General features: G+C 36.8%; 20 protein-coding genes. All 20 read right to left on the bottom strand.

All coding sequences use genetic code 11. The features are described from left to right. Nucleotides 1-112: 112 nt before the first annotated feature. A complete protein-coding gene (gene hisS, locus PHY73_03630) occupies nt 113-1,405 on the bottom strand; it encodes a histidine--tRNA ligase (GenBank protein ID MDD3374800.1) in 1,293 nt (430 codons plus the stop codon). A gap of 90 nt (nt 1,406-1,495) precedes the next feature. Continuing rightward, complete coding sequence (locus PHY73_03625; protein ID MDD3374799.1) at nt 1,496-1,768, bottom strand: integration host factor subunit beta; 273 nt, start codon at nt 1,766-1,768, stop codon at nt 1,496-1,498. Between the two features lie 87 nt (nt 1,769-1,855). Then, nucleotides 1,856-2,422: a hypothetical protein gene (locus PHY73_03620; protein ID MDD3374798.1), complete on the bottom strand. Its 567-nt coding sequence runs from the start codon at nt 2,420-2,422 to the stop codon at nt 1,856-1,858. Between the two features lie 8 nt (nt 2,423-2,430). Beyond that, nucleotides 2,431-3,129 (bottom strand): cytochrome c biogenesis protein CcdA, encoded by a 699-nt coding sequence (locus tag PHY73_03615; GenBank protein MDD3374797.1) that lies wholly within the window; start codon nt 3,127-3,129, stop codon nt 2,431-2,433. 90 nt (nt 3,130-3,219) lie between these two features. Then, nucleotides 3,220-3,720: a thiol peroxidase gene (gene tpx / locus PHY73_03610; protein ID MDD3374796.1), complete on the bottom strand. Its 501-nt coding sequence runs from the start codon at nt 3,718-3,720 to the stop codon at nt 3,220-3,222. A 27-nt stretch (nt 3,721-3,747) separates the two neighbouring features. Further along, nucleotides 3,748-4,197, bottom strand: coding sequence for a DUF3465 domain-containing protein (locus tag PHY73_03605; GenBank protein MDD3374795.1), 450 nt, complete (start codon nt 4,195-4,197; stop codon nt 3,748-3,750). A 54-nt stretch (nt 4,198-4,251) separates the two neighbouring features. Continuing rightward, nucleotides 4,252-5,190: a glycosyltransferase family 2 protein gene (locus tag PHY73_03600; GenBank protein ID MDD3374794.1), complete on the bottom strand. Its 939-nt coding sequence runs from the start codon at nt 5,188-5,190 to the stop codon at nt 4,252-4,254. A 53-nt stretch (nt 5,191-5,243) separates the two neighbouring features. Then, nucleotides 5,244-5,993 carry a tetratricopeptide repeat protein gene (locus PHY73_03595; GenBank protein ID MDD3374793.1) on the bottom strand — a complete coding sequence of 250 codons (750 nt, stop codon included), beginning with the start codon at nt 5,991-5,993 and terminating at the stop codon, nt 5,244-5,246. Beyond that, nucleotides 5,965-8,220 carry a YfhO family protein gene (locus tag PHY73_03590; protein ID MDD3374792.1) on the bottom strand — a complete coding sequence of 752 codons (2,256 nt, stop codon included), beginning with the start codon at nt 8,218-8,220 and terminating at the stop codon, nt 5,965-5,967. The genes PHY73_03595 and PHY73_03590 overlap by 29 nt, the downstream gene beginning before the upstream one ends. Nucleotides 8,221-8,306: 86 nt before the next feature. Then, nucleotides 8,307-8,624 carry a cupin domain-containing protein gene (locus PHY73_03585; protein ID MDD3374791.1) on the bottom strand — a complete coding sequence of 106 codons (318 nt, stop codon included), beginning with the start codon at nt 8,622-8,624 and terminating at the stop codon, nt 8,307-8,309. A gap of 226 nt (nt 8,625-8,850) precedes the next feature. Then, a complete protein-coding gene (locus tag PHY73_03580; GenBank protein ID MDD3374790.1) occupies nt 8,851-9,117 on the bottom strand; it encodes a PCP reductase family protein in 267 nt (88 codons plus the stop codon). A gap of 8 nt (nt 9,118-9,125) precedes the next feature. Further along, nucleotides 9,126-12,560, bottom strand: a complete 3,435-nt coding sequence (locus PHY73_03575; GenBank protein ID MDD3374789.1) for a DNA polymerase III subunit alpha — start codon at nt 12,558-12,560, stop codon at nt 9,126-9,128. A 57-nt stretch (nt 12,561-12,617) separates the two neighbouring features. Beyond that, on the bottom strand, nt 12,618-14,162 hold the full coding sequence (gene guaA, locus PHY73_03570) for a glutamine-hydrolyzing GMP synthase (GenBank protein ID MDD3374788.1): 1,545 nt from the start codon (nt 14,160-14,162) through the stop codon (nt 12,618-12,620). Between the two features lie 89 nt (nt 14,163-14,251). Then, a complete protein-coding gene (locus PHY73_03565; protein MDD3374787.1) occupies nt 14,252-15,412 on the bottom strand; it encodes a GuaB3 family IMP dehydrogenase-related protein in 1,161 nt (386 codons plus the stop codon). 204 nt (nt 15,413-15,616) lie between these two features. Continuing rightward, nucleotides 15,617-17,254, bottom strand: a complete 1,638-nt coding sequence (gene groL, locus PHY73_03560) for a chaperonin GroEL (protein MDD3374786.1) — start codon at nt 17,252-17,254, stop codon at nt 15,617-15,619. Nucleotides 17,255-17,360: 106 nt separating this feature from the next. Continuing rightward, nucleotides 17,361-17,654 (bottom strand): co-chaperone GroES, encoded by a 294-nt coding sequence (gene groES, locus PHY73_03555; protein ID MDD3374785.1) that lies wholly within the window; start codon nt 17,652-17,654, stop codon nt 17,361-17,363. A 161-nt stretch (nt 17,655-17,815) separates the two neighbouring features. Continuing rightward, the gene (locus tag PHY73_03550) at nt 17,816-18,586 is read right to left on the bottom strand and encodes a type III pantothenate kinase (protein MDD3374784.1); all 771 of its coding nucleotides are present in this window, start codon (nt 18,584-18,586) and stop codon (nt 17,816-17,818) included. Between the two features lies 1 nt (nt 18,587). Further along, the gene (locus PHY73_03545; protein MDD3374783.1) at nt 18,588-20,327 is read right to left on the bottom strand and encodes a tetratricopeptide repeat protein; all 1,740 of its coding nucleotides are present in this window, start codon (nt 20,325-20,327) and stop codon (nt 18,588-18,590) included. Continuing rightward, complete coding sequence (gene uvrB, locus PHY73_03540; GenBank protein ID MDD3374782.1) at nt 20,302-22,287, bottom strand: excinuclease ABC subunit UvrB; 1,986 nt, start codon at nt 22,285-22,287, stop codon at nt 20,302-20,304. Before uvrB ends, PHY73_03545 begins: the two co-directional genes overlap by 26 nt. Nucleotides 22,288-22,301: 14 nt before the next feature. Further along, nucleotides 22,302-22,793, bottom strand: a complete 492-nt coding sequence (locus PHY73_03535; GenBank protein ID MDD3374781.1) for a hypothetical protein — start codon at nt 22,791-22,793, stop codon at nt 22,302-22,304. Nucleotides 22,794-22,803 lie beyond the last annotated feature (10 nt).

Below are 22,803 nucleotides of genomic sequence, written 5' to 3'. Positions count from 1 at the left end.
TGAAACTCCAGTTTATGGACGAGCTTCGCGAGGAACGTAAGCTGGTCAGTTGAACTTACTCCAGGAGCCTTCTGTGGCGACGTGGAGTATCCTCTATTTTAAATTAATCTTTCTATAAAATCGATTTTATAAATTCAACAATTTTGCTAATCTGAATTTCTTCTTGCTCACCAATTTGCATATTTTTAAGAGTAATGATTCCTTTACTAATTTCATCTTGACCAAGAATCAAAACATATTTGGCCCCTGTCTTGTTGGCAGTTCTCATTTGAGCCTTAACAGAAGCTGCTCGATACACAATGTCGCTTTTGACTCCGCTGGCCCTTAACTCATTTAAAATGCTAAAAGCTTTTTCAAACGCATTTTCATCTAAAGCAACAAGACAGACATCGGTGCTTATCTCTTGTTGCGCGGTTTCATTGATCGCAAGCAAAATTCTTTCAATCCCAAGCGAAAATCCAACCGCATCAACGCCCTTAGTTCCACCAAGCTGCTCGACTAGCCCGTTATATCGCCCACCTGCACCAAGCGCATCCTGACTTCCAAGAGACTGACTTGTAATCTCAAAAACAACTCCTGTATAATAATCAAGTCCCCGCACCAAATCAGGTGTTTCCTGATACGCGACACCAATCCCGGCTAAAGCTTTTTTAACATCATTATAATACTCTTGGCTTTCTTTGGATAAATAGCTACTCTTAATTTCAAGAGCTTCTATTTCTTTTTTGCAATCTCTATTTTTACAATCTAAAACACGAAAAATATTACGATCAAAACGTTGTTGACAATTTTCACATAAAGAAGATTTCTTATCTTTTAGCTGTTCTCTTAATGCTTGAGCAAATTTTTCTTTGTCTTCAGGCGTTCCAAGACTATTAATTTTCAAAGTCGCGTCTTTAACGCCAAAGCTCGCAAGCAAATTCATCGCAAGAGAAATCACTTCTGCGTCTAAATAAGCGTTCTGGCTATCTGGACCAATAGCCTCAACGCCAATTTGATTAAACTGACGCAAGCGCCCTTTTTGTGGGCGTTCACCACGAAACATCGAACCAATATAAAATAACTTTGTCAGCGGTTCTTTTCGATCAATACTGTTTTCAATATATGACCGCACAACTGAAGCAGTGCCTTCTGGCCTTAGAGCAAACGTACTTTGAGACTCACCCATTTCACCTTCACGCGTATTTCTTTCAAGCGTAAGCATTTGCTTTTGAACCACATCGCTAGTCTTTCCCATTGAGCGAGCGAATAAATCAACTTCTTCGAACATTGGGGTGCGAATTTCTTTGTAATTATAGTTTTGTAGAATTTCCCGAGCCTTTTGTTCAATCAAAGACCATTGCAAGACTTCGTCACCAAAAATATCAGCGGTTCCGCGTGGAATTGAAATTTCTTTATTGCTCATAACTATCTGCACCTATAGTGGTAAGGGCGGAGAAGCTCTCTTCTCCGCCCTTTATATTTATATTTATATCTTAGTCAAAATTTAAAAAATTTATTTAATTTTTTCTTTCATTTCAAGGCCAGGCTTGAACACGACGACTTTTCTAGGGGGGACAGGAACGCTCTCGCCTGTGCGAGGATTTCTGCCAAAACGTGCTTTTCGCTCTTTGATCTTAAACACACCAAAATTACGCAATTCAACTTTTTCGTTTCGAATAAGGCTTTCAATAACCGTATCAAACGTCTTTTGAACAACTCTTTTAACATCAACCTGCTTAATTCCAGTCGAATCTGTAATCCTTAAAACGATATCTTTCTTTGTCATTAATTCCACCTCCCAGTCATAAGTATCGTATCAACAGGAGCTTAGGGTGTCAAGCGGTATTTAAATAAGTCCTAAAATGAAATTATTCTAAGGATAATAACGCTCAAGATCTCTTAATATGCCTTCTTTGTTTTTTACTTCACCTAAAGCGTCATAACATGTTGACAACATTCTCAAAGAAGCCTTATGGTAGGCAACGGTATTCATTTTAAAGTCTTTATTGCTTTCTGGCCCTAATCGTCTTATTTGTTCGAAATAAAAAACAGCTTCCCCGTACCTTTCTTGACCCATCAAAATTAGGCCTAAACTCAAACAAGCCTCTTTGTTGGTTGGATCAATCTTTATTGATTGGCGGTAAGCGTCAGTAGCTCTATCAATATCTTCGATTGTTCGATACTCATACCCAAGATCGCCCCAAAGATTAGCGTTGCGACTTTCAATTAAGATCGCTTTTTTATAAATTCTTATGGCATTATCATGCAAACCAGCAGATGAATATGACACCGCACGAGATAAAAGCTGACGAACAATCAGAGGCTTCATCGCAAAAAAACTAACAACAATGACATATCCAACCAAAGCCCATCGATGCCATAGTTTTAATTGACCCGTAGAGCCATGTCCACAACTACAAGTATTTTCGTTCGTTTTCATAAAAATCCTTATGCAATAATTAAGAAATATAACGCAATAACAATTAAAATTGTTCCTGCGGCAAACTGAATGTACTTTTCGATTTGAGCAACCTTGGGCGCTAAAATTCTTGTCAAATTTGTTGAAAATCCTATTAGAAAAATCGGCAAACTTTGCCCAAGCGCAAAACTTAACAAAACAATAAAAGAATAAATCCAAGAATTGATCAAACTGACAGCGCCAATGATTACAAAAAGCACAGAAGCACAACAAGGACAAGCCGGCATTTCTAAAAACGCAAACATAGCGCCAAAAATAAAAGCTCCAATAAATCCAGATCTTTTAAATGTATTGGTTCTATTGCTACAATGTGCCTGTGCATGCACAGCAGGAATAAGACCCGCATAAAACAAACCCGCAACAAGCAAAAAGAATCCTAGCGCTAAATACATATATCTGCTTATTTGCACCAAATTCGAAGTAAAATTCTTTAAAAAAAGAAGAAGCATTCCTACCAATGTATAGCTAAAAACAAGACCAGCCACTAAACATAAGGATAACAACAAAGAATGCTTTTTAGAATGAGAAGCTCCGGAAATATATCCAAAAACAATCGGAATTCTAACCAAAGTACAAGAACTTAAAGACGCGACAAATCCAACCCCGAAAACAACAAATATAGCTAAAATCGGTGATTTAGAAATCATCATCTGTGCAACATTTATCATCTATAGGAATTCTCCAATAACTGAATTATTAAAAAATAGGCAAAAACTAAAAACCAATCAATAAAACTGAACCTAACAAATACATCTTTTTTAAATGTCTTTCAGCGCCTCATATACCTTTTGATAATTTAAAGGCTCTGTAATCTCTTTTGCAAACTGAACATATCGAATAATGTCGTCTTTATCAATAATAAATACTGCTCGCGTTAGAAGTTTAAGCTCGTCGATTAGAACCCCATAATTCTCAGCCACAGAAGAATATTTATAATCTGAAAGCGTTTCAACGTTATTAATAGAAAATGACATGCAAAATCGACTATGCGCAAAAGGCAAATCTTTGCTAATCGCCAAAACAACCGTATTTTCAAAACTAGACACCTTCTCATTAAACTCTTTGACTTGCCCCTCGCAAACCGGCGTATCGATCGAGGGGAACGTTGTTAGAATCTTTATTTTTCCTGAATAATCGCCCAAGCCTACTTCTTTCAAATCTTTTGTAACAACCTTAAAATCAGGAGCTTTATCTCCGACTTTAAGATCAACGCCAGTTACGTGCAATACATTTCCTTTAAAGGTTATTTCTTTTGACATAATTTTCTCCATTCTTTATTTTAACTTTTATTGATATCTCATCCCTTGATGCTCAAGCCACCCGCCAATCCGTCGATACCCTGGATCATGATGCGTCCAGTGAACAACGCCTCCTTTGTCATTCCATTCGTACTCGCCGTAGAAATAAACTTCGTCTCCGATATTTAAATTGTTAATTCGAGGAGCAATATCAATATTATGTGCAACAAGAATTGTTTGCCCCTTTGCTAATTGTAAAATAAACCGTTGATGACGGCTTCCCTTTAAATCATCCAAAAGGATTTTAACAACACGCCCTTTAGATTCAACAAAAAAATTAGATTGATGATTTTGATACGCCGAATAAATCTTTTGGGCATCATCTCGATATTGCGTTTGCGTGCTAGCCGGTATAGGCGAAGAAAGCTGCGAATTACATCCAAGGAACAAACAAACTATTAAAACTACAAAAATCTTATATCTTTTGGAAATGTCCATATACACCTTATTCTCCTAAAGCGCACCCGCAACCTGCTTCAGCGCATAAAACAATCACGAGACATTAATTGTGCTCTCAACAATATGTCGAGGACGCCGTGCAACTTCTTTCCATATGCGGCCGATATATAATCCAACCAATCCCAAAGATATCAACTGCACTCCTCCTACAATCAAAATCAATGTAATTATCCAGCTTGGTGACATTGCGCCAGACAAAAAAATGATCAGCTCTCTAAAGCCCGCAACAAGACCCAAAATTAGAAATATCAGTCCTGACCCGATCGGTAAAAATGGAAAAAATTCTGAGAAAGACGTCACTCCACTGATAAATTCTTTTATTGGCCCAGAACTAGTCAATACAGGAAAATGACCCTTCCCGGCAAAACGCTTCTGTCTTTTATAATATATCTTGTCTTGCTTAAATCCAACCCAAGAGATCAAACCGCGCAAATAAGGATCCTGCTCCTTTAATCTTAGCAACTCTTGAACTACTCGCCGAGAAAGAAGCTTAAAATTTCCTGCATTTTCTAAAAGCTCAATAGAGGAAATTTTTCGAATAATTTTATACGCAAGGGATGTCAGCTGCAATTTAAAGAAATTTTCTCCTAGTCTTTCTTGACGAACAGCATGAACAACCTCAGCTCCTAATTCCCACTTCTCAATAAGACGAGGAATTTCTTCAGGCGAATCCTGAAGATCAGAATCTAAGATAACGGCTGCATCTCCGCTAAAGAATTCTAAGCCAGCCATAAAACTTTGATTGTACCCAAAGCGCCGAGATAAATTAATAACTTTAACCGATTGATCTTTTAACGCTAAGTTAGTCAAAATATTCAAAGAACCATCAGTTGAGGCATCGTTGACAAAAATCATTTCGTATAAAAGATTACTACGTTTCAAAACATCTTGTGTTCGACGATATAATTCCTCGAGAGTTTTCTCCTCGTTTCGGAAAGAAAAAATAATAGATATTTTCTTTTGTTTTATCATCTTCCTCCTCGCCTATTAGCAGAATTAAAAATCAGATTATTCCTTAAAAACGATCACGGACCATCATAAACCTTTTCCAACACAGCTATATCCGTAGAAATTCTCCCTAAAAAAGTATCAAGATGCAAAGGCATCTTTTCTGGACTTACCGCGATATCATTCATTTTCTCATTAACACTCGCCATATGAAGATCCAATAGCTTTTGCTTTAAAAACAACAAATCATTCTTAAGTCTTACGGTCAAAATATTTAGATTTATCATCGCATATTGTCTATACGGCTCCGGCAAAGATTGCAAATATCGATCATAATGCTGAGTGCTCAGTGCAATCTTTGACAAAGATTGTTCAAGCCAAGATATTGCCTCCTGGGGTTTTCCTAAAGCAAGGTAAATCATCCCTTTGTCTGCATAATACGTATAAATTGCAGGATTTAATCGAATAGCTTGATCATACATTTCAAGAGCTTTGTTGTAATCTCCAATACGATACCAGCAAAATCCCATATTTGCAAAAAGATAATCCTTAGGACCAATGAATTCAACAAGTTCTTTGTAATATTTAATCGCAGAACAATATTCTCGCTTTGACATCTTTTGATCCTTCGACAATGATTCTGAAATATAGATCTCTGATAAGCGCAAATAATTTAAACGATTAACAACAGTATTAACTGGATCTGGCTTCCCTGCATAATAAGCCAAAATAAACACTACAATAAAATAAACCCAAAGGCATCTTTTCGATAAAAACAACAACCATCCTTTTATTTGACTAATCTGTATCAATTCTTTGCTTACCATTTCTTTCTTTAAAAAATAAAACAATCAACCACAAAAACATCCCTATGTACATAGCAAAAATAAGCCAATATGTATATTCTCCTCCCATCGGAGCATAGCTTAAAGTTAGATTATTAGGCCCTCGTGGCAAGAAAATACCTTTAAAAGCAACATTTGCTCGGTATATCCTTTGCGTTCTTTTGTTAAGAACAGCCTTCCAATCAGACTGGTAACTATCAGTATAAACCAAAAATTTATCCTTATCAAAATTAGTCCGAATCTCCAAAGAGTTTACACCAAAAGAAACAACCTCAAAATAACGGCTTGGCGCTTCGACAGCTTGAGCCTGGGATAGAATATTTTTACTATCTGTTAACAACAAACTTTTAAAATCCAAAATATCGCCTTTTCCACTCTTATTGGATTCTACATGTACAACAGCAACATTTTTCTTTCTAGCTAAGACTTCTTCAGCAATATCACTCTCTAAAAAATCAGAAATAACAACATTATCATATAAATAAAACTTATTCTGAATATATTCCCTCAATGCTGTCGAAGGACTCTTTTGAAGAAGAGAATATGACCATCGAGTCGGAAAATCTCTGCTTAGAACAATTCCTGGAGCATCATGCATAGAAACATCGTATTGAAGATTCTCTTCGCGCGGCTCCAAAGAACTCGCTGCAAGTGGACGTTGGTAAGCAAATGTTGGCAATGCATTAGGATAAAAGAGTATTTCAGAAGCAAGCTTCGGGCCTTCGTAGGGCTTGGAATCATAACGCCATAAAACTTCTAAAGGCTGCAACAATATGCAAGCACACACCAATGCCATAAGAATAGTCGTGTTGCTTTTTCGAAAAAGAATCAAAATAAAATAAACTAGACTTAAAATAATCGAGACATAGGAAGAAAAAATACTCTCGGGACGCGTTAAAACAAAAAAGAAAACACCTAAATGAACAAAAAGAACAAAAACCAACGCTGTTTTTCTAGATAAAAGAAATTTCTCTTCAACAATCTTTTTTTCCTGTTCCACAGCTAACAAAATAAAAACCATGATAAACGCTGGCATAAAAGATTTAACGCCCTGTATCAAATTAAAACCGGGGAACCCATAAAACAAAAGCTTGTGAACAGGGCCCGCTGGAATAAACATAATAAAGAATAAAATTACCCAAAGCAAAATTTTAATCATCAGTGATCTTGTTAAGACATTAAAAGCGCCGAGCAATATTAGAATATAAGCAAATATCGAAACATAAAAAGGAGTTATATCTCGATAAAACAAATGCCAAGGACCGATACTTAAATAATCGTTTACAAACCCTCTAGTCGTAGACATCAGCCCCTGCGATCGAACCAAATCGACTTCCGGACCTTTCTGATCAACATCTTGCTGATTCCCTGCTCTAAAAGGAAAAACAACCTCTTTATTTCTTGCAACATCGAGCACTTTAATTGAAGGAAAGAGGGAAATCACGCCAACGAAACAACATATAAAAAAAACTAATTTATGTTTCTTAAAGAAACCGCCAACCGACTTAATAGAAATAAGCAACGACCGAGGAAAAAATAATCCAGTCAATATCGCTGTTAGCAACACAAGCGAAAACCCATACGGAGGAAAATAAGATACTGCAATTATCATTAGGACAAAAGTCAATCCAACAAAATGAACTATTTTTTGCTCTTGATAAAAACGTAACCAAAAATAAAAAAACCAAATAACTGGAACAAAAATGACTATATTTTTAAGATCACAAAGAATAGGAATTCCAAAAGAAGAAAATAACAATAAAAGAAACGCAATATATGCAGATCGCTTTTGCTGAAAATAAGCTTTCGCAAAAAGATAAAATCCAAATACCCCAACAAAGAAATACAAAATAATTGTGTAGATATAAGCAAAATAAATCTTTACGCCAAGTAAATTCAGAAAAAAGGTTGCAAGCCAAATAGGATTAAAAATTCCAATAAAACTATTATAAAAAATTTGAGGAAGTCCAAGTAACAAAAAAGGATTCCAGAGAGGAAAGCTGCCAACCCGAAGATTATCTACAAAATACTTAACGTATGCATAATGTCCCAGAGCATCACCATCAACAGGAGAGCTTCCCGTTAGAATTTCTCGAAAGATAAAAACCCATACACCAAAAGGAACTATAAATTTAAAGAAATTAATAAATAAAAAGCGAAACGTTTGACGAACGCTAGTTGTTATTCCAAATATTTCTTTAAATTTCATTTTTAATTCAACAGATTATCGAAAATTTTCTTAAGAATTTATCCTATTTCTAGAAATAATTGCCACTTTAAAAACTTACCCTATTTTTATGATCGAATCATCGTCAACATCATCTTAAATTTCTTAATCGCTTTTAAAGAATGCGGTTCATTAACTGGTAATATAATCATCTCTCCTGCTTTTAAAACATACAGATTATTTGAAATCATAATTTCAGCTTGACCATCTAACACGCAAACCAAAGCATCAAAAGGAGCTATATGCTCGCTTAATCCTTGCCCTTGATCAAAGGCAAACAATGTGACAGTGCCCGTCTCTTTTTTGATTAAAGTTTTACTGACAACCGATCCATCTTGATAACTCACCAAATCAGCTAACACAGTTACTTTTGGTTCAAAACTCATTTCTTTTCCTTAAATGAGGGCATAATTTACGGAGCGTTAACGATCGTAAATTATCTGCCCGAATTTATCCCAGGAGCGCTTTTTAGCGACGTGGGGTTTCCTTTGAGCCTTAGCTCTTCAGAATATCAAAGAATGTAAAACTATGGGCGAATTAATCCAGAAAATAATCTATTTTCTAGATTCCTCAAGTAAAGCAAGGAACTCCCTAAAAAAATACAAGTCTTATCTACCTCTCGTACCCATACTTTTCGTAATTAATGCCAAATTCTTCCATATCGCATTTCATTGCTCCATGAAATCCAAAAGGGGTTTCGGCAAAAAAAGCATCTACGACATCTTTTTCTTCAACTTGCTCCCTATTATTTTCTTGAGCAAAACTTTCAGCTTTCTTGGAAACTTTATCTTTTACCACGCTACGAATAAACGCTGGTGTTTTTTTGATCAGTTTATTAAAAATACCTTGGGCTTGCCTGCTCCACATAAAATATGACATAACCTTTCTTAAAGTTTCAAACTAATTCGATTTTCTCCCAACAACCCCTTCAAATCATCCATCAATGATTCACTAGGATCAATATAGAGATCTTCACCAACTAAAATTTGAACACTTTTGTGTTCATTCGTATTCAAGTGCAAATACACAGGAATTGCTCCTGGAAAACGAGACAATTTTTCTTTTAGGACTTCGAGACCATTTTCATTAACGCCCGAAAGATCGATATTGATCGTCTTTACTAATTCATACGCTTTTTTAACATCCTGAATATCCCCTGCAATAATCTTTGGCGCAGCATCACGAAGACTAACGCGACCTCTTAAGATAACCACATCCCCCTCCTTTAGAAAAGGCGCAACAGCAGGATACGTCGACGGGAAGACAACAACTTCAATTTCTCCTTCCATGTCTTCAAATTTTAATATAGCCATACGCTCGCCCGTTCTTCGTGTATTAGTCAATTTAATATGACTGATCAATCCAATCAATTTAACTTCCTGGTTTTCAGTAGCCTTATTTAATTCTTGGGTTGAATAATCCGTGAACTCTTTAATTTCTATTTGATAATGCGCCAAAGGATGCCCAGACACATAGAATCCAAGCAATTCTTTTTCGTCAGTTAAAACTTTTCTTTTTGGCCATTCATCAATTTCTGGAAATGTTTCCATATCCTTTGTAAAATCTTCCATACCATTCATATCAAAAAATGAAAACTGTCCTGAACTTTTTTCTTTTTGCAATTTTGCGCCAGATTCAAGCGCGTTGTCCAAAACAGCCATGAGTTGCGATCGATGGACACCGAAATGATCAAGAGCACCACAACGGATTAAGCTTTCAAAAACTTTATGATTAACAGTACGCAAATCAACACGCTTACAAAGATCAAAAATATCTTTGTACGGGCCGTCTTTTCGCTTTTCCAAAATTGATTCAATGGCAGCGCCTCCAATATTTTTAACAGCAATCAACCCAAAACGAATAGAATTCTCACTATCCACACTAAACTCTAAATCACTGGTATTCACATCTGGTGGCAAAATCTTGATTCCCATAGCCTCTGACTCTTTAACATATTCAACGACTTTATCCGTATTATCTTTTTCGCTAGTCAGCAGAGCACACATAAATTCAATCGGAAAATTAGCTTTTAAATATGCGGTACGGTACGAAATAAGGGCATACGCAGCCGAATGACTTCGATTAAATCCATAACCAGAGAAATAATCAATCAAATCAAACAAACGATTCGCTAACGGCTCTTTAATTTGGGATGTCTTTTTACAACCAGCAATAAAATCAATACGCATCTTATTCATAACTTCGGAAATCTTTTTACTCATTGCGCGTCTTAAATGATCGGCCTGTGTCATGCTAAATCCAGCTAAATCGCTTGCAATCTTCATAACTTGCTCTTGAAAAATAATAATACCATAAGTCTCTTTCAGAATCGCCTCAAGCTTAGGGTGATCATAATGCACATGGCCACCGCTCCTCTTTCGATTGATATAATCATCAAGCATACCGCTTCCAATTGGACCTGGTCGATAAAGCGCTAGAATAGAGATTAAATCTTCAAATTGATTTGGCTTGATTCGCTTTAGAAGCTCACGCATGCCAGAACTTTCAAGCTGGAATATACCAAAGCTATTAGCCCGACTTAAAAGATCATACGTCTTTAAATCATCCGGGGGAATATCCTCGACAGTTAAATCAATGCCACGAATTTTCTTAACAAGTTTAAGCGCTTTATCGATAACCGTTAAAGTCTTAAGTCCTAAAAAATCCATTTTTAAAAGACCAATCTTTGCAATACCATCCATAGAATAACCCGTAGTAATCTGATCATCACTCGTTTTAAAAAGAGGTACGTGATCCGTAAGAGGCTTGTCAGAGATCACAACACCAGCGGCATGCGTCGAAGCGTGGCGATTTAAGCCTTCTAAAACTTTAGCTGTTTCAATAAGCTTAGCGGTTTGCTCGTTTTCATCATAAAGCTGTTGCAATTGCGGTTCTTTGATGAGTGCATCTTGAATCTTAATATTAAGTTCATTAGGAATAAGCTTTGCAATCTTGTCAACATCAGCATATGGAACATTCATTACGCGCCCAACATCTCTAATCGCAGCGCGTGCCTGCATCGTTCCAAACGTAATAATCTGCGCTACGCTATCTTTTCCGTATTTGTTAGTAACGTATTCAATGACCTCTGGCCGTCGCTCATAACAAAAATCAATATCAATATCCGGCATCCCCGCACGATCAGGATTGAGAAATCGTTCAAAGAGAAGACCATATTTCAAAGGATCCAAATCTGTAATACCGATAAGATAACTGACCAAGCTTCCTGCGGCTGATCCTCGTCCCGGACCAACAGGAATACCATTTTGTTTCGCAAAATGAATAAAATCCCAAACAATTAAAAAGTAACTTACAAAACCCATTTTTTTGATGATCTTAAGTTCGTGCTCAAGACGCTCATCAATTTCTTTAGTACGTTCTTTGTAACGACGAAGAATACCTTGCTCGCAAAGCTTTTCTAAAAAATCTTCTTTAGTCTCTCCTGAAGGCGGAACAAATCGAGGAAGGTGAATCTTATCAAACGTTAACTCAAGGTTGCATTTTTCTGCAATTTCCAATGTATTCGAAATAGCCTGCGGCGCATAACTAAAAGCTTTCTTCATTTCTTCAGGACTTTTAAAATAAAATTCATCGGTAGACATCCGCATGCGATTAGGGTCATCAAGGGTAGTCTGAGTCTGAACACACAAAAGTGCCTCATGAGCTGATGCTTGTGAGCGCTCAAGATAATGCACATCGTTCGTAGCGACAACTGGAATGTTTAATTCTTTAGAAACTTTAAGAAGACCTTCGTTTACTTTTTTCTGCTCAGGAATACCATTTTCCATAAGCTCCAAATAAAAATTGCCTTCGCCCAAAATTTGATGCAATTCATCAGCCACTTTCAGCGCTTCATTAAACCCCTCATGACGTAAAGCCTGCGCGACCTCTCCTTTAAGACATGCGGATGTTGCTAAAAGACCCTTCGAATATTGAGACAAAATTTCCTTATCAATTCTTGGTTTATAATAAAATCCATCAAGATAAGCAGACGAAACCAGTTTCATCAAATGACGATAGCCCTCCTCATCTTTAGCGAATAGCACAAGATGCGACATGCCTCGTCTGCCCGTAGAAGGAGTTTTGTCAAAACGGCTAGCTGGTGCAACATAGCATTCACAACCAATGATAGGTTTAACGCCTAGACGAACAGCGGTTTGATAAAAAGTAATCGCACCAAACATGTTTCCATGATCAGCAATACCAAGAGCTGGCATGCGATATTCAGCAGCTTTCTGAACTAAATCCTTAACCCGACAAGCTCCGTCGAGAAGACTATACTGTGTGTGGACATGAAGATGGACAAAATCAGAATGATACATGATTTAATACGGGAGTTATAGTTTTTGAAAATGTTTTTGAAAAATATTCTTTAAAAACTATTCCCATTCAATGGTCGCAGGAGGCTTTGAGCTTACATCGTAAACAACACGATTAACACCAGGCACTTCGTTGATGATGCGATTGGAAATCTTTGCCAATACATCATGAGACAACGGTACCCAGTCTGCGGTCATGCCATCAACACTTGTGACAGCCCGAATTGCAACCGCGTTTTCATATGTTCTCTTATCACCCATTACGCCAACAGATTTAATCGGAAGTAAAATTGCAAACGACTGCCAAATTTGATCATAAAGTCCTGCTTTTCTAATCTCATCTAAAACACGATCGTCTGCTTCGCGTAAAATGTCTAATCGCTCCTGAGTAACCTCACCAATAATACGGATCGCAAGACCAGGCCCTGGAAACGGTTGACGCTTAAGGATACTATCCGGAACGCCTAAATATTTTCCGATTTGGCGAACCTCATCTTTGAATAACTCCCGAAAAGGTTCAATAAGCTTTAGTTTCATTTTTTTTGGCAGCCCGCCAACATTATGATGACTTTTAATTGTTACCGATGGACCTCCAGACGGAGAAAAAGATTCAATAACATCAGGATAAAGCGTTCCTTGTCCTAAAAATTCTACTTTTTTGCTTCGAGAAGAAGCCTCTTGAAAAACTTTAATAAATTCATCGCCAATAATTTTACGCTTTTGCTCTGGATCAGTAACATTTTTTAAACGATTCAAAAAGCGTTTTTGCGCATCAACACATGAAAGATTTATTTTAAAATTTGTCTTAAATGTTTTTTCAACAGAAGCCGCTTCATTTTTACGTAAAAGGCCGTTGTCAACAAAGACACAACTTAATCTTTTTCCAATCGCTTCATTAATTAAAACAGCGGCAACAGATGAATCAACCCCGCCACTTAAACCCATAACTACTTTTTTATCTTTCACAAGAGCTTTGATCTCTTTAATTTTTTCTTTAACTAATTTATCCATAGTCCAGCGCGGCAAACATCCGCACACCTGAAATAAGAAGTTAGCCAAAATTTGATGTCCCCGCTGAGTATGCACAACTTCTGGATGGAATTGAACGCCATAAATCTTCTTTTGAACATGAGCAATCGCTGCATTCGGTGTTGATAATGTATGAGCAATTGAACGGAATCCTGTTGGTAACTTTTTAACTTCATCGCCATGACTCATCCATGATGTTAAATTGCTTGGAAGATTAAAGAAAATTCCTCTAGGACTGTCCACAAAAAGCTCAGCACGGCCATATTCTCTTTCGTTTGTTTTCTTGACCTTTCCACCAAACATATGAGTAATAAGCTGCGCGCCATAACAAATGCCTAATATAGGAATTTTTAAATCAAAGATTTCTTTTTTTGGCAGAGGAGCGTCTTTGTCATAAACACTCAAAGGCCCACCAGAAAACACAAGTCCCTTTGGTTTTATTTCTGCAATCTCCTCAATTGAAATATTATAAGGAACAATCTTGCTAAAAACCTTGCTTTCGCGAATACGTCGTGCAATAAGCTGTGTGTATTGTGATCCAAAATCTAAGACTAAAATAATGTCCTTATTTTTCATAAAAATTCCTCGATTCTTTGATTAAACCCCCGGGTAATTTCCAGTCTGTATATCCCAAGAGGTTATCCTAAGGGCCAAAGGCCAAAGGATTATTTGCCCATGCCGATTTTTTGGCCAATCTGAAAAACTTTGCCCTCTGTCTGTATAGAAGGAGCAATAATAATTTCTACATCATTCATCTCTTTAATATTCCTTGCTCCCAAAGAACCCATAGATGTTCTTAGCGCGCCAACAAGATTTTGTGAACCATCATCAACTTTTGCTGGCCCAACAAGAATCTGTTTTAATGTTCCGGTCGTTCCTACGCGCACACGTGTCCCTCTGGGAAGATTCGCGTTTGAAGTTGCCATGCCCCAATGACATCCTCCACCTGGAGCTTCTTTAGCTCGGGCAAAAGCAGATCCAACCATAACCGCATCAGCACCAGCTGCAAAAGCTTTACAAATTTCTCCTCCAATACGCATGCCACCATCAGTAATAATTGGAATATATTTACCATGACGCGTATAAAAATGATCTCGTGCGGCTGCACTATCAACTGTAGATGTAATTTGTGGAATGCCAATACCTAAAACACCACGTGTTGTACAAGCTGCCCCTGGACCAATGCCAACCAAAAGTGCATCAATGCCCTGCTCCATAAGCTCAAGAGCAACTTCGTAAGTCACACTGTTTCCAACGATAACTGACATTTTCGTAGATTCACAGAAATTCTTAATATCTAAAACCTTATATTCACTTGAAATATGTTCAACAGTTGCAACGGTAGACTGAACAATAAAAACATCGCATCCTGCTTCTTGAGCAATAGCCCCAAAATGTTTAGCATTTTGAGGAATACAGCTAACAAATGCTGGTACTTTAGCTTTTTTAATTTGCTCAATACGTTGAGCAATCAACTTTTCTTTGATAGGAGGTAAATAAAGATTTTGAACTAGCTTTGTCGCTTCGTCAGCAGAAGCATTGGCGATTTGACTCAAAACTTCTTTTGGGTTTTCGTATCGGGTTTGAACACCATCAAGGTTTAAGACCGCAATGCCCCCTAATTTACCCATCGCAATAGCAAAATCAACATCCACAACCCCATCCATGGCAGCAGCCAAAATGGGAGTTTTAAACTTCATTTTTCCTAATTTCCAGCTAACATCAACCTCATTTGGGTTAACAGTGATACGTCCAGGCACCAAGGCAACCTCATCAAACCCATAACAACGCCTTGCTCTTCTTCCAATTCCGATCCATTCTGCCATTTTACGTAACCTCCTTGAATATATATATTTTGATTCCTGCGGAAGGCAGTTTTGTAAACTTATAAACATATAATATACTTATATATGCCTAAAAAGTCAATATAAATATATATCTATGAGAAAATGGGCAAGGGTCTTAAAAGACCCTTGCCCACATTATTTTCCTTAAAAATAGATGTTTTTACGTTTATTTTAAACGCAATTTTACATCATTCCACCCATGCCGCCCATGCCTGCTGGCATTTGAGGCATCGCTGGCTTTTCTTCAGGAATATCTGTTATCAAAACTTCCGTTGTTAAAAGAAGTGATGCAATACTTGAAGCATTTTGAAGCGCTGTACGCGTTACTTTTGTTGGATCAATAACGCCAGATTCAAACATATCGACATACGTATCTTTATTAATATCATATCCAATATTAACTTTTTCTTCTTTTAATTTCTGGACAATCACAGATCCATCAAGACCAGCATTTTCACAAAGCTGACGAATAGGCTCTTCGATTGCACGCTTAATAATTTTAACGCCCGTAGCTTCATCCCCTTTAACTTTAAGGGCATCCAAAGCAGGAATCGTTCGAAGGAGAGCAACTCCACCTCCTGGAACAATGCCTTCTTGAAGAGCTGCGCGTGTTGCATGTAGCGCATCTTCTACACGAGCTTTCTTTTCTTTCATTTCAGATTCTGTCGCTGCACCAACACTAATAACCGCCACACCACCAGAAAGCTTAGCTAATCTTTCTTGAAGCTTTTCACGGTCATAATTAGAATCTATTTTTTCAATTTGATTATTAATTTGATTGATGCGGAAAGTAATTTTATCTTTTTTACCTGCACCTTCAATAATAGTTGTTGTTTCTTTATCAATCTTAACCTTTTTCGCGGATCCGAGGTCATCAATTGTAACATTTTCAAGCTTAAGACCAAGCTCTTCAGTAATAGCGCGTGCGCCAGTCAAAACAGCAATATCTTCTAGCATTGCTTTTCGACGATCACCATATCCTGGAGCCTTAACGGCAGCGCAAACCAATGTTTTTCTTAAATTGTTAACAACCAATGTTGCTAGAGCTTCACCTTCGACTTCTTCACAAATAATTAAGATTGGCTTTCCAAGCTTAGCAACTTGCTCAAGAACTGGAACAAGGTCTTTAATATTGCTAATCTTTTTTTCATAAACAAGAATAGCCGGATTTTCAAGTTCACATTCCATTTTTTCCATATCTGTAGAAAAATATGGAGAAAGATACCCTTGATCAAACTGCATTCCTTCAACAACCTTTAGTTCAGTTTGCATTGTTTTAGATTCTTCAACAGTAATAACACCGTCTTTTCCAACAACACTAAACGCTTGAGCTAAATTCTTTCCAATCGTCACGTCGCCATTAGCTGCGATTGTTCCAACTTGCTCAACTTCTTTGTTGTTCTTATTGTCAACTTTCTTAGAAAACTTTTCTAATTCTTTAACAATAACTTCAACCGCTTTTTCAATACCTCTTTTAAGTGCCATAGGATTAGCACCTGCCGTTACGTTCTTAAGGCCTTCACGATAAACAGCTTCGGTCAAAACAGTTGCAGTCGTTGTTCCGTCTCCTGCTAAGTCAGATGTCTTTTCAGCCACTTCCTTAACCATTTGTGCGCCCATATTTTCATAAGGATCCTTTAAATCAATTTCCTTAGCAACTGTAACGCCATCTTTGGTAATTGTTGGTGAGCCAAATCTTTTATCTAATACCGCATTGCGCCCTTTTGGGCCAAGTGTAACTTTAACTGCCTTTGCAAGCTGCTCAACGCCCTTAAGAATAGCGCGTCTTGCTTCTTCATTAAAAATAAGTTGTTTTGCCATTTTCTTACTCCTTTAATTCTTCAGAACAATTGTTGAAAAATCCTCTCCCGAAGGTTCACCCTAAAAGCCAAAATGGCTCTAGGTTCTCAATTTAAATTTATCCACATTACTTAGTAAAAACTGCTAAAACATCCTCTTCTCTCATAATCAAAAGATCTTCATCTTCTTTAGTTTTGATTTCTGTACCACTATATTTGCCATACAAAACGCGATCGCCAACTTTGACTTCCATCACCTGAACGCTGCCATCATCAAGCACTTTTCCTTTTCCAACAGCAACAATCTTGCCTTCTTGTGGCTTTTCTTTTGCTGTATCTGGGAGAATAATCCCTCCCTTTGTCTTTTCCTCTGCCTCAAGTGGCTTAACGATAATTCTGTCTGCCAATGGTTTGAGTTGCATTGCGACACCTCCTTTAAAGTGTGTATCTTGTTATATGCCTTAACCTTTTATCCCTAAAAAGACAAGTTCGAAATTAGCACTTACCTTTCAAGAGTGCTACTATTGCAAAAAATAGAAAAAATGTCAAGATTTTTTTTAAAGATGTTTTAAGAAGACTGAAATTATAATCTGGATTGGAAGGCTAACATCATTCCTTTAAAAACGAGCTTATCGTCGATAGCATCGACTCTTTTATGCACAAATTTTTTCATCAGTTTGGCGTGTCCACCAGTTAAAATAATGCGAGGTTTTTTCTTAAGTTCCTTTGAAATTCTTAAAATAAGTCCATCTAGAAGGGCACCATATCCATGAAAAATTCCACTTAAAATACTTTCATTAGTCGTGCGACCAATCAAAGATTTTGGCGGAGCAATTTTAACATTTGGCAAAAGAGCAGTACTATGAAAAAGAGACTGTGCTGTAAGACGAATCCCAGGGACAATAACACCACCCTCATAACCACCTTGGCAAGATACAATATCAATTGTAATCGCCGTCCCTAAATCAATAATAATAACAGGACATCCATACAATTGGCGAGCCGCATAGCCGCAAACTAATCGATCTTGACCAACCTGACGAGGCTCTTGATAACAATTCTCAATTGGAACCTTAAGATTTTTTCCAACAATTAAAGGCATTTGACATATCTCTTTTTTTAAAATAAATACGACCAAAAAGGACACTTTTGGCACAACACTACAAATAATGCCTTGATTTAAATTCTTATATTTTTTCTTAGCCTTTAGAATAGCGGATAAAAATGTTTTTTTAAACAGCGGTGCCGACAACCCAGTATCCACAGATGCAAACAAAACAATCTTATTATTCTTTGCAATCGCGATCGTTGTCGAAGTGTTTCCAATATCCACTAACAATAATTCTTTCTTCAATCTACAAAGCCTCCCAAGCAATTTGAGCGCTCTTAAATTCTGGGTCAAGCTCAAGTGCTTTTGCAAAAAGTTCTTTTGCTTTTCTATTTTGACCTTTTTTCTGAAACACTAAACCTAGACCATAGTAACCCCAAGGATAATCTTTGTCTATAAAATTGACTTTTTCAAAATATCTTGCTGCCTCATCATTTTGATTCAAAAAATAATACGTAACCCCAACATTATAAAGAGTGTCAACATCTTCAGGGTTTTCTACAAGTGCTGCTTTAAAATACTCTAGAGCCTTTTGATGATTATTTTGCATCCCATAAAACTTACCAATGCTATTTTGAACACGCAATTTAGGCGCCTCAGGATATTCAAGCACTTTAAGATATGCATCAAGAGCTTTATCATAATACTGCTCCCCATAAAAATGATATGCATCAGCTAAACTTAAATAAGGACGATAGCTTTCAGGCGTTTTTTTAGCCGTATCTGACCAAAGCGTAATATCATTTTTCCAAACATAATTACGCGCAACAGTTTTTTGTGCATACAAAATAAATATCACTAAAAATCCAATAACTGCAAAAAAACTTCTTTTCCGATTATCTACGTCTTTTAAAAAAATTGGCAATCTATAAAAAAAATATCCGATAAAAAAACAATATGCCACAGACGGGAAATACATAAACCGCTCTGAAAAAAGCCCTCCAATTGGAATAATATTAGAAATCATAATGCTGCTAACAAAGAACCACCCTATAAAGAAAGAGACAATCGAATTTCTTCTGGCAGAAAGAATCGCATACCCAACTAGAAATAAAACAGAAAATATAGACACAAAAATCTCGATCGGCATCAAGCTTGTTGCTGGTTTGATCAAATAAAAAGCCGTTAAGTTCACAGGAAAAATTAAGATTGAAAAGTATTTAAAAAATACATAAAAAATAATAGCAACCTGATCCCAAGCATTGTTATTAGTCGCAATATTAAATTCAATATTCATATTCCAAAACCCTAAAGCTGCCTGCTTGCCAAAAACAAGGAACCTCAAAGCAATATAAAGAATAGCCGGCGCAATTAGAAATAAATATTGTTTCCATTTACGCAAAACACTTAAAACAGAATAACCTGAGCAAAAATAAAAATCATACAACACAAAAATTCCAGGCAAGATAATAGCCTCTTCTTTTGAAAACACAGAAAATAAAAAAAGCACCACAGATAAAATAACATATTTTAAGTTGCGCATTGAATCGCTTTTAACGAACGCCCAAAACGAAAAAAGTGCAAAGAATGATGCCAAAATTCCCATATAATTAAAAATTGGAGCTACCGCCTCAACGTGAATGGGGTGAACGGCAAAAATTAAAGAAGATAAAAAAGAAATCCAGAAATTCTTAGCAATTTGCTTAATAATAAGGAAAACAAAAAAACAGTTTAAAAGATGAATAATCACACTCATCAAATGAAGACCAAACGCATTAAAGCCCCACAGCTTATAATTCAAAACCAAGAAAATCATCGAGACTGGTCGATAATACCCGCTCGATTTTTCAATAGATGTCATCACAGTAACGTCATTAAAAAGAAAATCTTTAAAATGCGAGAAATCTTGAATATATTGATTATTTAAAATTAAATAATGGTCATCATAAGAATATTCATTAAAAAGTGCGTTGCCGAAAACCAAGAATACAACAGCCGTAAGAAGAAGAAAAACAAAAGTATTACTTCTTAGAAACGAATGATTCATTTGCTTTTAGCTCCTTTATCTTATCTCTAATAAGCGCTGCTTTTTCAAAAAGCAAATTACGCGCCGCCAAATCCATTTCTCTTTCAAGCTCTGCTACTAAATTTGAGAAACTATATTGCTCTTGATTTTGGCCAGAAACATCCAAAACCAGCTCTTTAGCCTTCTCAAATTCTTCAATTCCTTTTTGAATTGCCTTTTTGATTGTTTGTGGCTTAATATTATTCTTTTCATTAAATGCAACTTGAATTTTTCTTCGACGATCGCTTTCCTTCATCATCGCTCTCATCGCAGGACTAATAGTGTCGGCATACATAATAACCCTCCCGTTGACATTTCGTGCAGCCCGACCAGAAACCTGAATAAGCGCTTTTTCCGACCGCAAAAATCCTTGCTTATCAGCATCCAAAATTGCAACCAACGAAACCTCGGGAAGATCAAGTCCTTCTCTTAGTAAATTCACGCCAACCAAACAATCAAAGTGTTTCATGCGAAGATTCTGCAAAATCCTTGCACGATCAATAGTCTCAATATCGCAATGCATATATTTAACTTTGATTTTCTTCTTTTCAAGATAACTCGTCAAATCTTCTGACATCTGCTTAGTCAGAGTTGTAACTAAAACACGCTCGTCTCGTTTGGCACGTTTAAGAATTTCTTTAGCCAAATCATCAATTTGACCTTCAGTAGGCCTAATATCCACAACAGGATCAATAATTCCAGTTGGACGAATAATCTGCTCAACAATTTTGCCTTTGCTTTCTTTAATCTCAAGCGCTCCAGGGGTTGCCGAAACATAAATCCTCTGACCGATCACATCAGAAAACTCTTTAAATTTCAAGGGACGATTATCCAAGCATGATGGTAAACGAAATCCATGCTCAACCAATGTTTTTTTACGTGATCGATCCCCCTCGTACATGCCATTAAGCTGCGGGATTGTCACGTGCGACTCATCAATAATAACTAAAAAATCTTTTGGAAAATAATCTAAAAGCGTATACGGCCGACTACCTTCAGGGCGGTCAGAAAGCAATCTAGAATAATTCTCAATTCCATGGCAATATCCAGCCTCCCTTAGCATTTCCATATCATAACGCGTTCGTGAATCAAGGCGTTGCGCCTCTAAAAGTTTTCCTTTCTCCCTTAAAACCTTAAGCTGGATTTCAAGCTCCCGCTCAATACGCACAATGCCTAACTCAACAGCATCCGAAGACATGACAAAGTGTTTTGCTGGATAAATCGCAATCTTTTCTAAATTTAAAAGCACATCACCTGTTATCGGGTCAATTTGAGAAATTTTCTCAATCTCATCACCAAGAAACTGAATACGAAGCGCATCCCTTCGATAGGCAGGAAAAACTTCAACAACATCGCCGCGAACACGAAATTTTCCACGAGAAAACTCGTAATCATTTCGCTCGTATTGGATATCAACAAGTTTCATAAGAAATGCATCGCGCTCCATTTTCTGACTTTTCTCAAGACACAGCAAAAAATCTTTATATTCTTTAGGAGACCCTAAATTATAAATACATGAAACACTGGAAACGACAATCGTGTCGCGGCGGGACATTAAGGATGTTGTTGCAGACAATCGCAGCTGATCAAGCTGATCATTGATAGAAGCATCTTTTTCAATATACACATCCGTCTGCGGGATATACGCCTCAGGCTGATAATAGTCATAATAACTAACAAAATATTCAACCGCGTTATCGGGAAAGAATTCTTTAAACTCCCCAAAAAGCTGTGCCGCTAATGTTTTATTATGGGAAATGACCAGAACTGGACGATTAACTTCTTTAATAACGTTGGCAAGCGTAAAAGTTTTTCCACTTCCGGTTACACCTAGAAGAACTTGGGAATTAACACCCTTTTGAAGATTTGCACTTAAAACTTTAGTCGCCTTCTCCTGTTCTGAAACAGGAGAAAATAGACTCTTTAAGACAAATTGATCCATAAAGCAATGATATTTTATTTTGTTTCTAATTGATCAGCGATGAGCTTAAATATTTGATCAACAAGACTGTCGTTTTGATAGCTGTCAAAATTCTTTATCGCAGTTGATAATGTTGAAAAATAGCGAATTTCAATATTTGTTTTTTGTCCGCTTTCTCTAACTAAAACATTAATCGTCGTATACCGTGAACCTAAAAGCATTGCTTTTTGCCGAATATTTGTAAGAATTAAAACTTGGCGAATCTCATTATCGCGAGACATTTCGTCCTTCTCAAAAACAAAAGGATGCGTTTCTTTCGAAATTTTCCATCCTGTTTTCTCAAGCGCAACAATCGTTGCGTTAAGCGCTTCCTTGTAACCCGCATAAAATGACCTCTGATACGATTTCTCCGGACTTATATACTGTGGCATTTTCACAGTAACGCACCCTGAAGAAATAACAAATAATAATCCTAAAAACACAAACCCAATGCTCCGGCTATAATTCCTTTGTTTTAATTTAAGCATATGTTTCCTC

Source organism: Candidatus Omnitrophota bacterium (genome assembly GCA_028693815.1).
Classification (GTDB): Bacteria; Omnitrophota; Gorgyraeia; order Zapsychrales; family Aceulaceae; genus Aceula.
This window is presented reverse-complemented; position numbering and strand designations above follow the sequence as displayed.

What these genes read in the sequence shown, in the direction of transcription:
- guaA (MDD3374788.1), bottom strand. Translation starts at nt 14,162, where the DNA reads ATGAAAAATAAGGACATTATTTTAGTCTTAGATTTTGGATCACAATAC.
- PHY73_03565 (MDD3374787.1), bottom strand. Translation starts at nt 15,412, where the DNA reads ATGGCAGAATGGATCGGAATTGGAAGAAGAGCAAGGCGTTGTTATGGG.
- PHY73_03625 (MDD3374799.1), bottom strand. Translation starts at nt 1,768, where the DNA reads ATGACAAAGAAAGATATCGTTTTAAGGATTACAGATTCGACTGGAATT.
- groL (MDD3374786.1), bottom strand. Translation starts at nt 17,254, where the DNA reads ATGGCAAAACAACTTATTTTTAATGAAGAAGCAAGACGCGCTATTCTT.
- PHY73_03600 (MDD3374794.1), bottom strand. Translation starts at nt 5,190, where the DNA reads ATGATAAAACAAAAGAAAATATCTATTATTTTTTCTTTCCGAAACGAG.
- PHY73_03620 (MDD3374798.1), bottom strand. Translation starts at nt 2,422, where the DNA reads ATGAAAACGAACGAAAATACTTGTAGTTGTGGACATGGCTCTACGGGT.
- tpx (MDD3374796.1), bottom strand. Translation starts at nt 3,720, where the DNA reads ATGTCAAAAGAAATAACCTTTAAAGGAAATGTATTGCACGTAACTGGC.
- PHY73_03595 (MDD3374793.1), bottom strand. Translation starts at nt 5,993, where the DNA reads ATGGTAAGCAAAGAATTGATACAGATTAGTCAAATAAAAGGATGGTTG.
- PHY73_03615 (MDD3374797.1), bottom strand. Translation starts at nt 3,129, where the DNA reads ATGATAAATGTTGCACAGATGATGATTTCTAAATCACCGATTTTAGCT.
- PHY73_03605 (MDD3374795.1), bottom strand. Translation starts at nt 4,197, where the DNA reads ATGGACATTTCCAAAAGATATAAGATTTTTGTAGTTTTAATAGTTTGT.
- PHY73_03580 (MDD3374790.1), bottom strand. Translation starts at nt 9,117, where the DNA reads ATGTCATATTTTATGTGGAGCAGGCAAGCCCAAGGTATTTTTAATAAA.
- groES (MDD3374785.1), bottom strand. Translation starts at nt 17,654, where the DNA reads ATGCAACTCAAACCATTGGCAGACAGAATTATCGTTAAGCCACTTGAG.
- PHY73_03585 (MDD3374791.1), bottom strand. Translation starts at nt 8,624, where the DNA reads ATGAGTTTTGAACCAAAAGTAACTGTGTTAGCTGATTTGGTGAGTTAT.
- PHY73_03535 (MDD3374781.1), bottom strand. Translation starts at nt 22,793, where the DNA reads ATGCTTAAATTAAAACAAAGGAATTATAGCCGGAGCATTGGGTTTGTG.
- hisS (MDD3374800.1), bottom strand. Translation starts at nt 1,405, where the DNA reads ATGAGCAATAAAGAAATTTCAATTCCACGCGGAACCGCTGATATTTTT.
- uvrB (MDD3374782.1), bottom strand. Translation starts at nt 22,287, where the DNA reads ATGGATCAATTTGTCTTAAAGAGTCTATTTTCTCCTGTTTCAGAACAG.
- PHY73_03545 (MDD3374783.1), bottom strand. Translation starts at nt 20,327, where the DNA reads ATGAATCATTCGTTTCTAAGAAGTAATACTTTTGTTTTTCTTCTTCTT.
- PHY73_03590 (MDD3374792.1), bottom strand. Translation starts at nt 8,220, where the DNA reads ATGAAATTTAAAGAAATATTTGGAATAACAACTAGCGTTCGTCAAACG.
- PHY73_03575 (MDD3374789.1), bottom strand. Translation starts at nt 12,560, where the DNA reads ATGTATCATTCTGATTTTGTCCATCTTCATGTCCACACACAGTATAGT.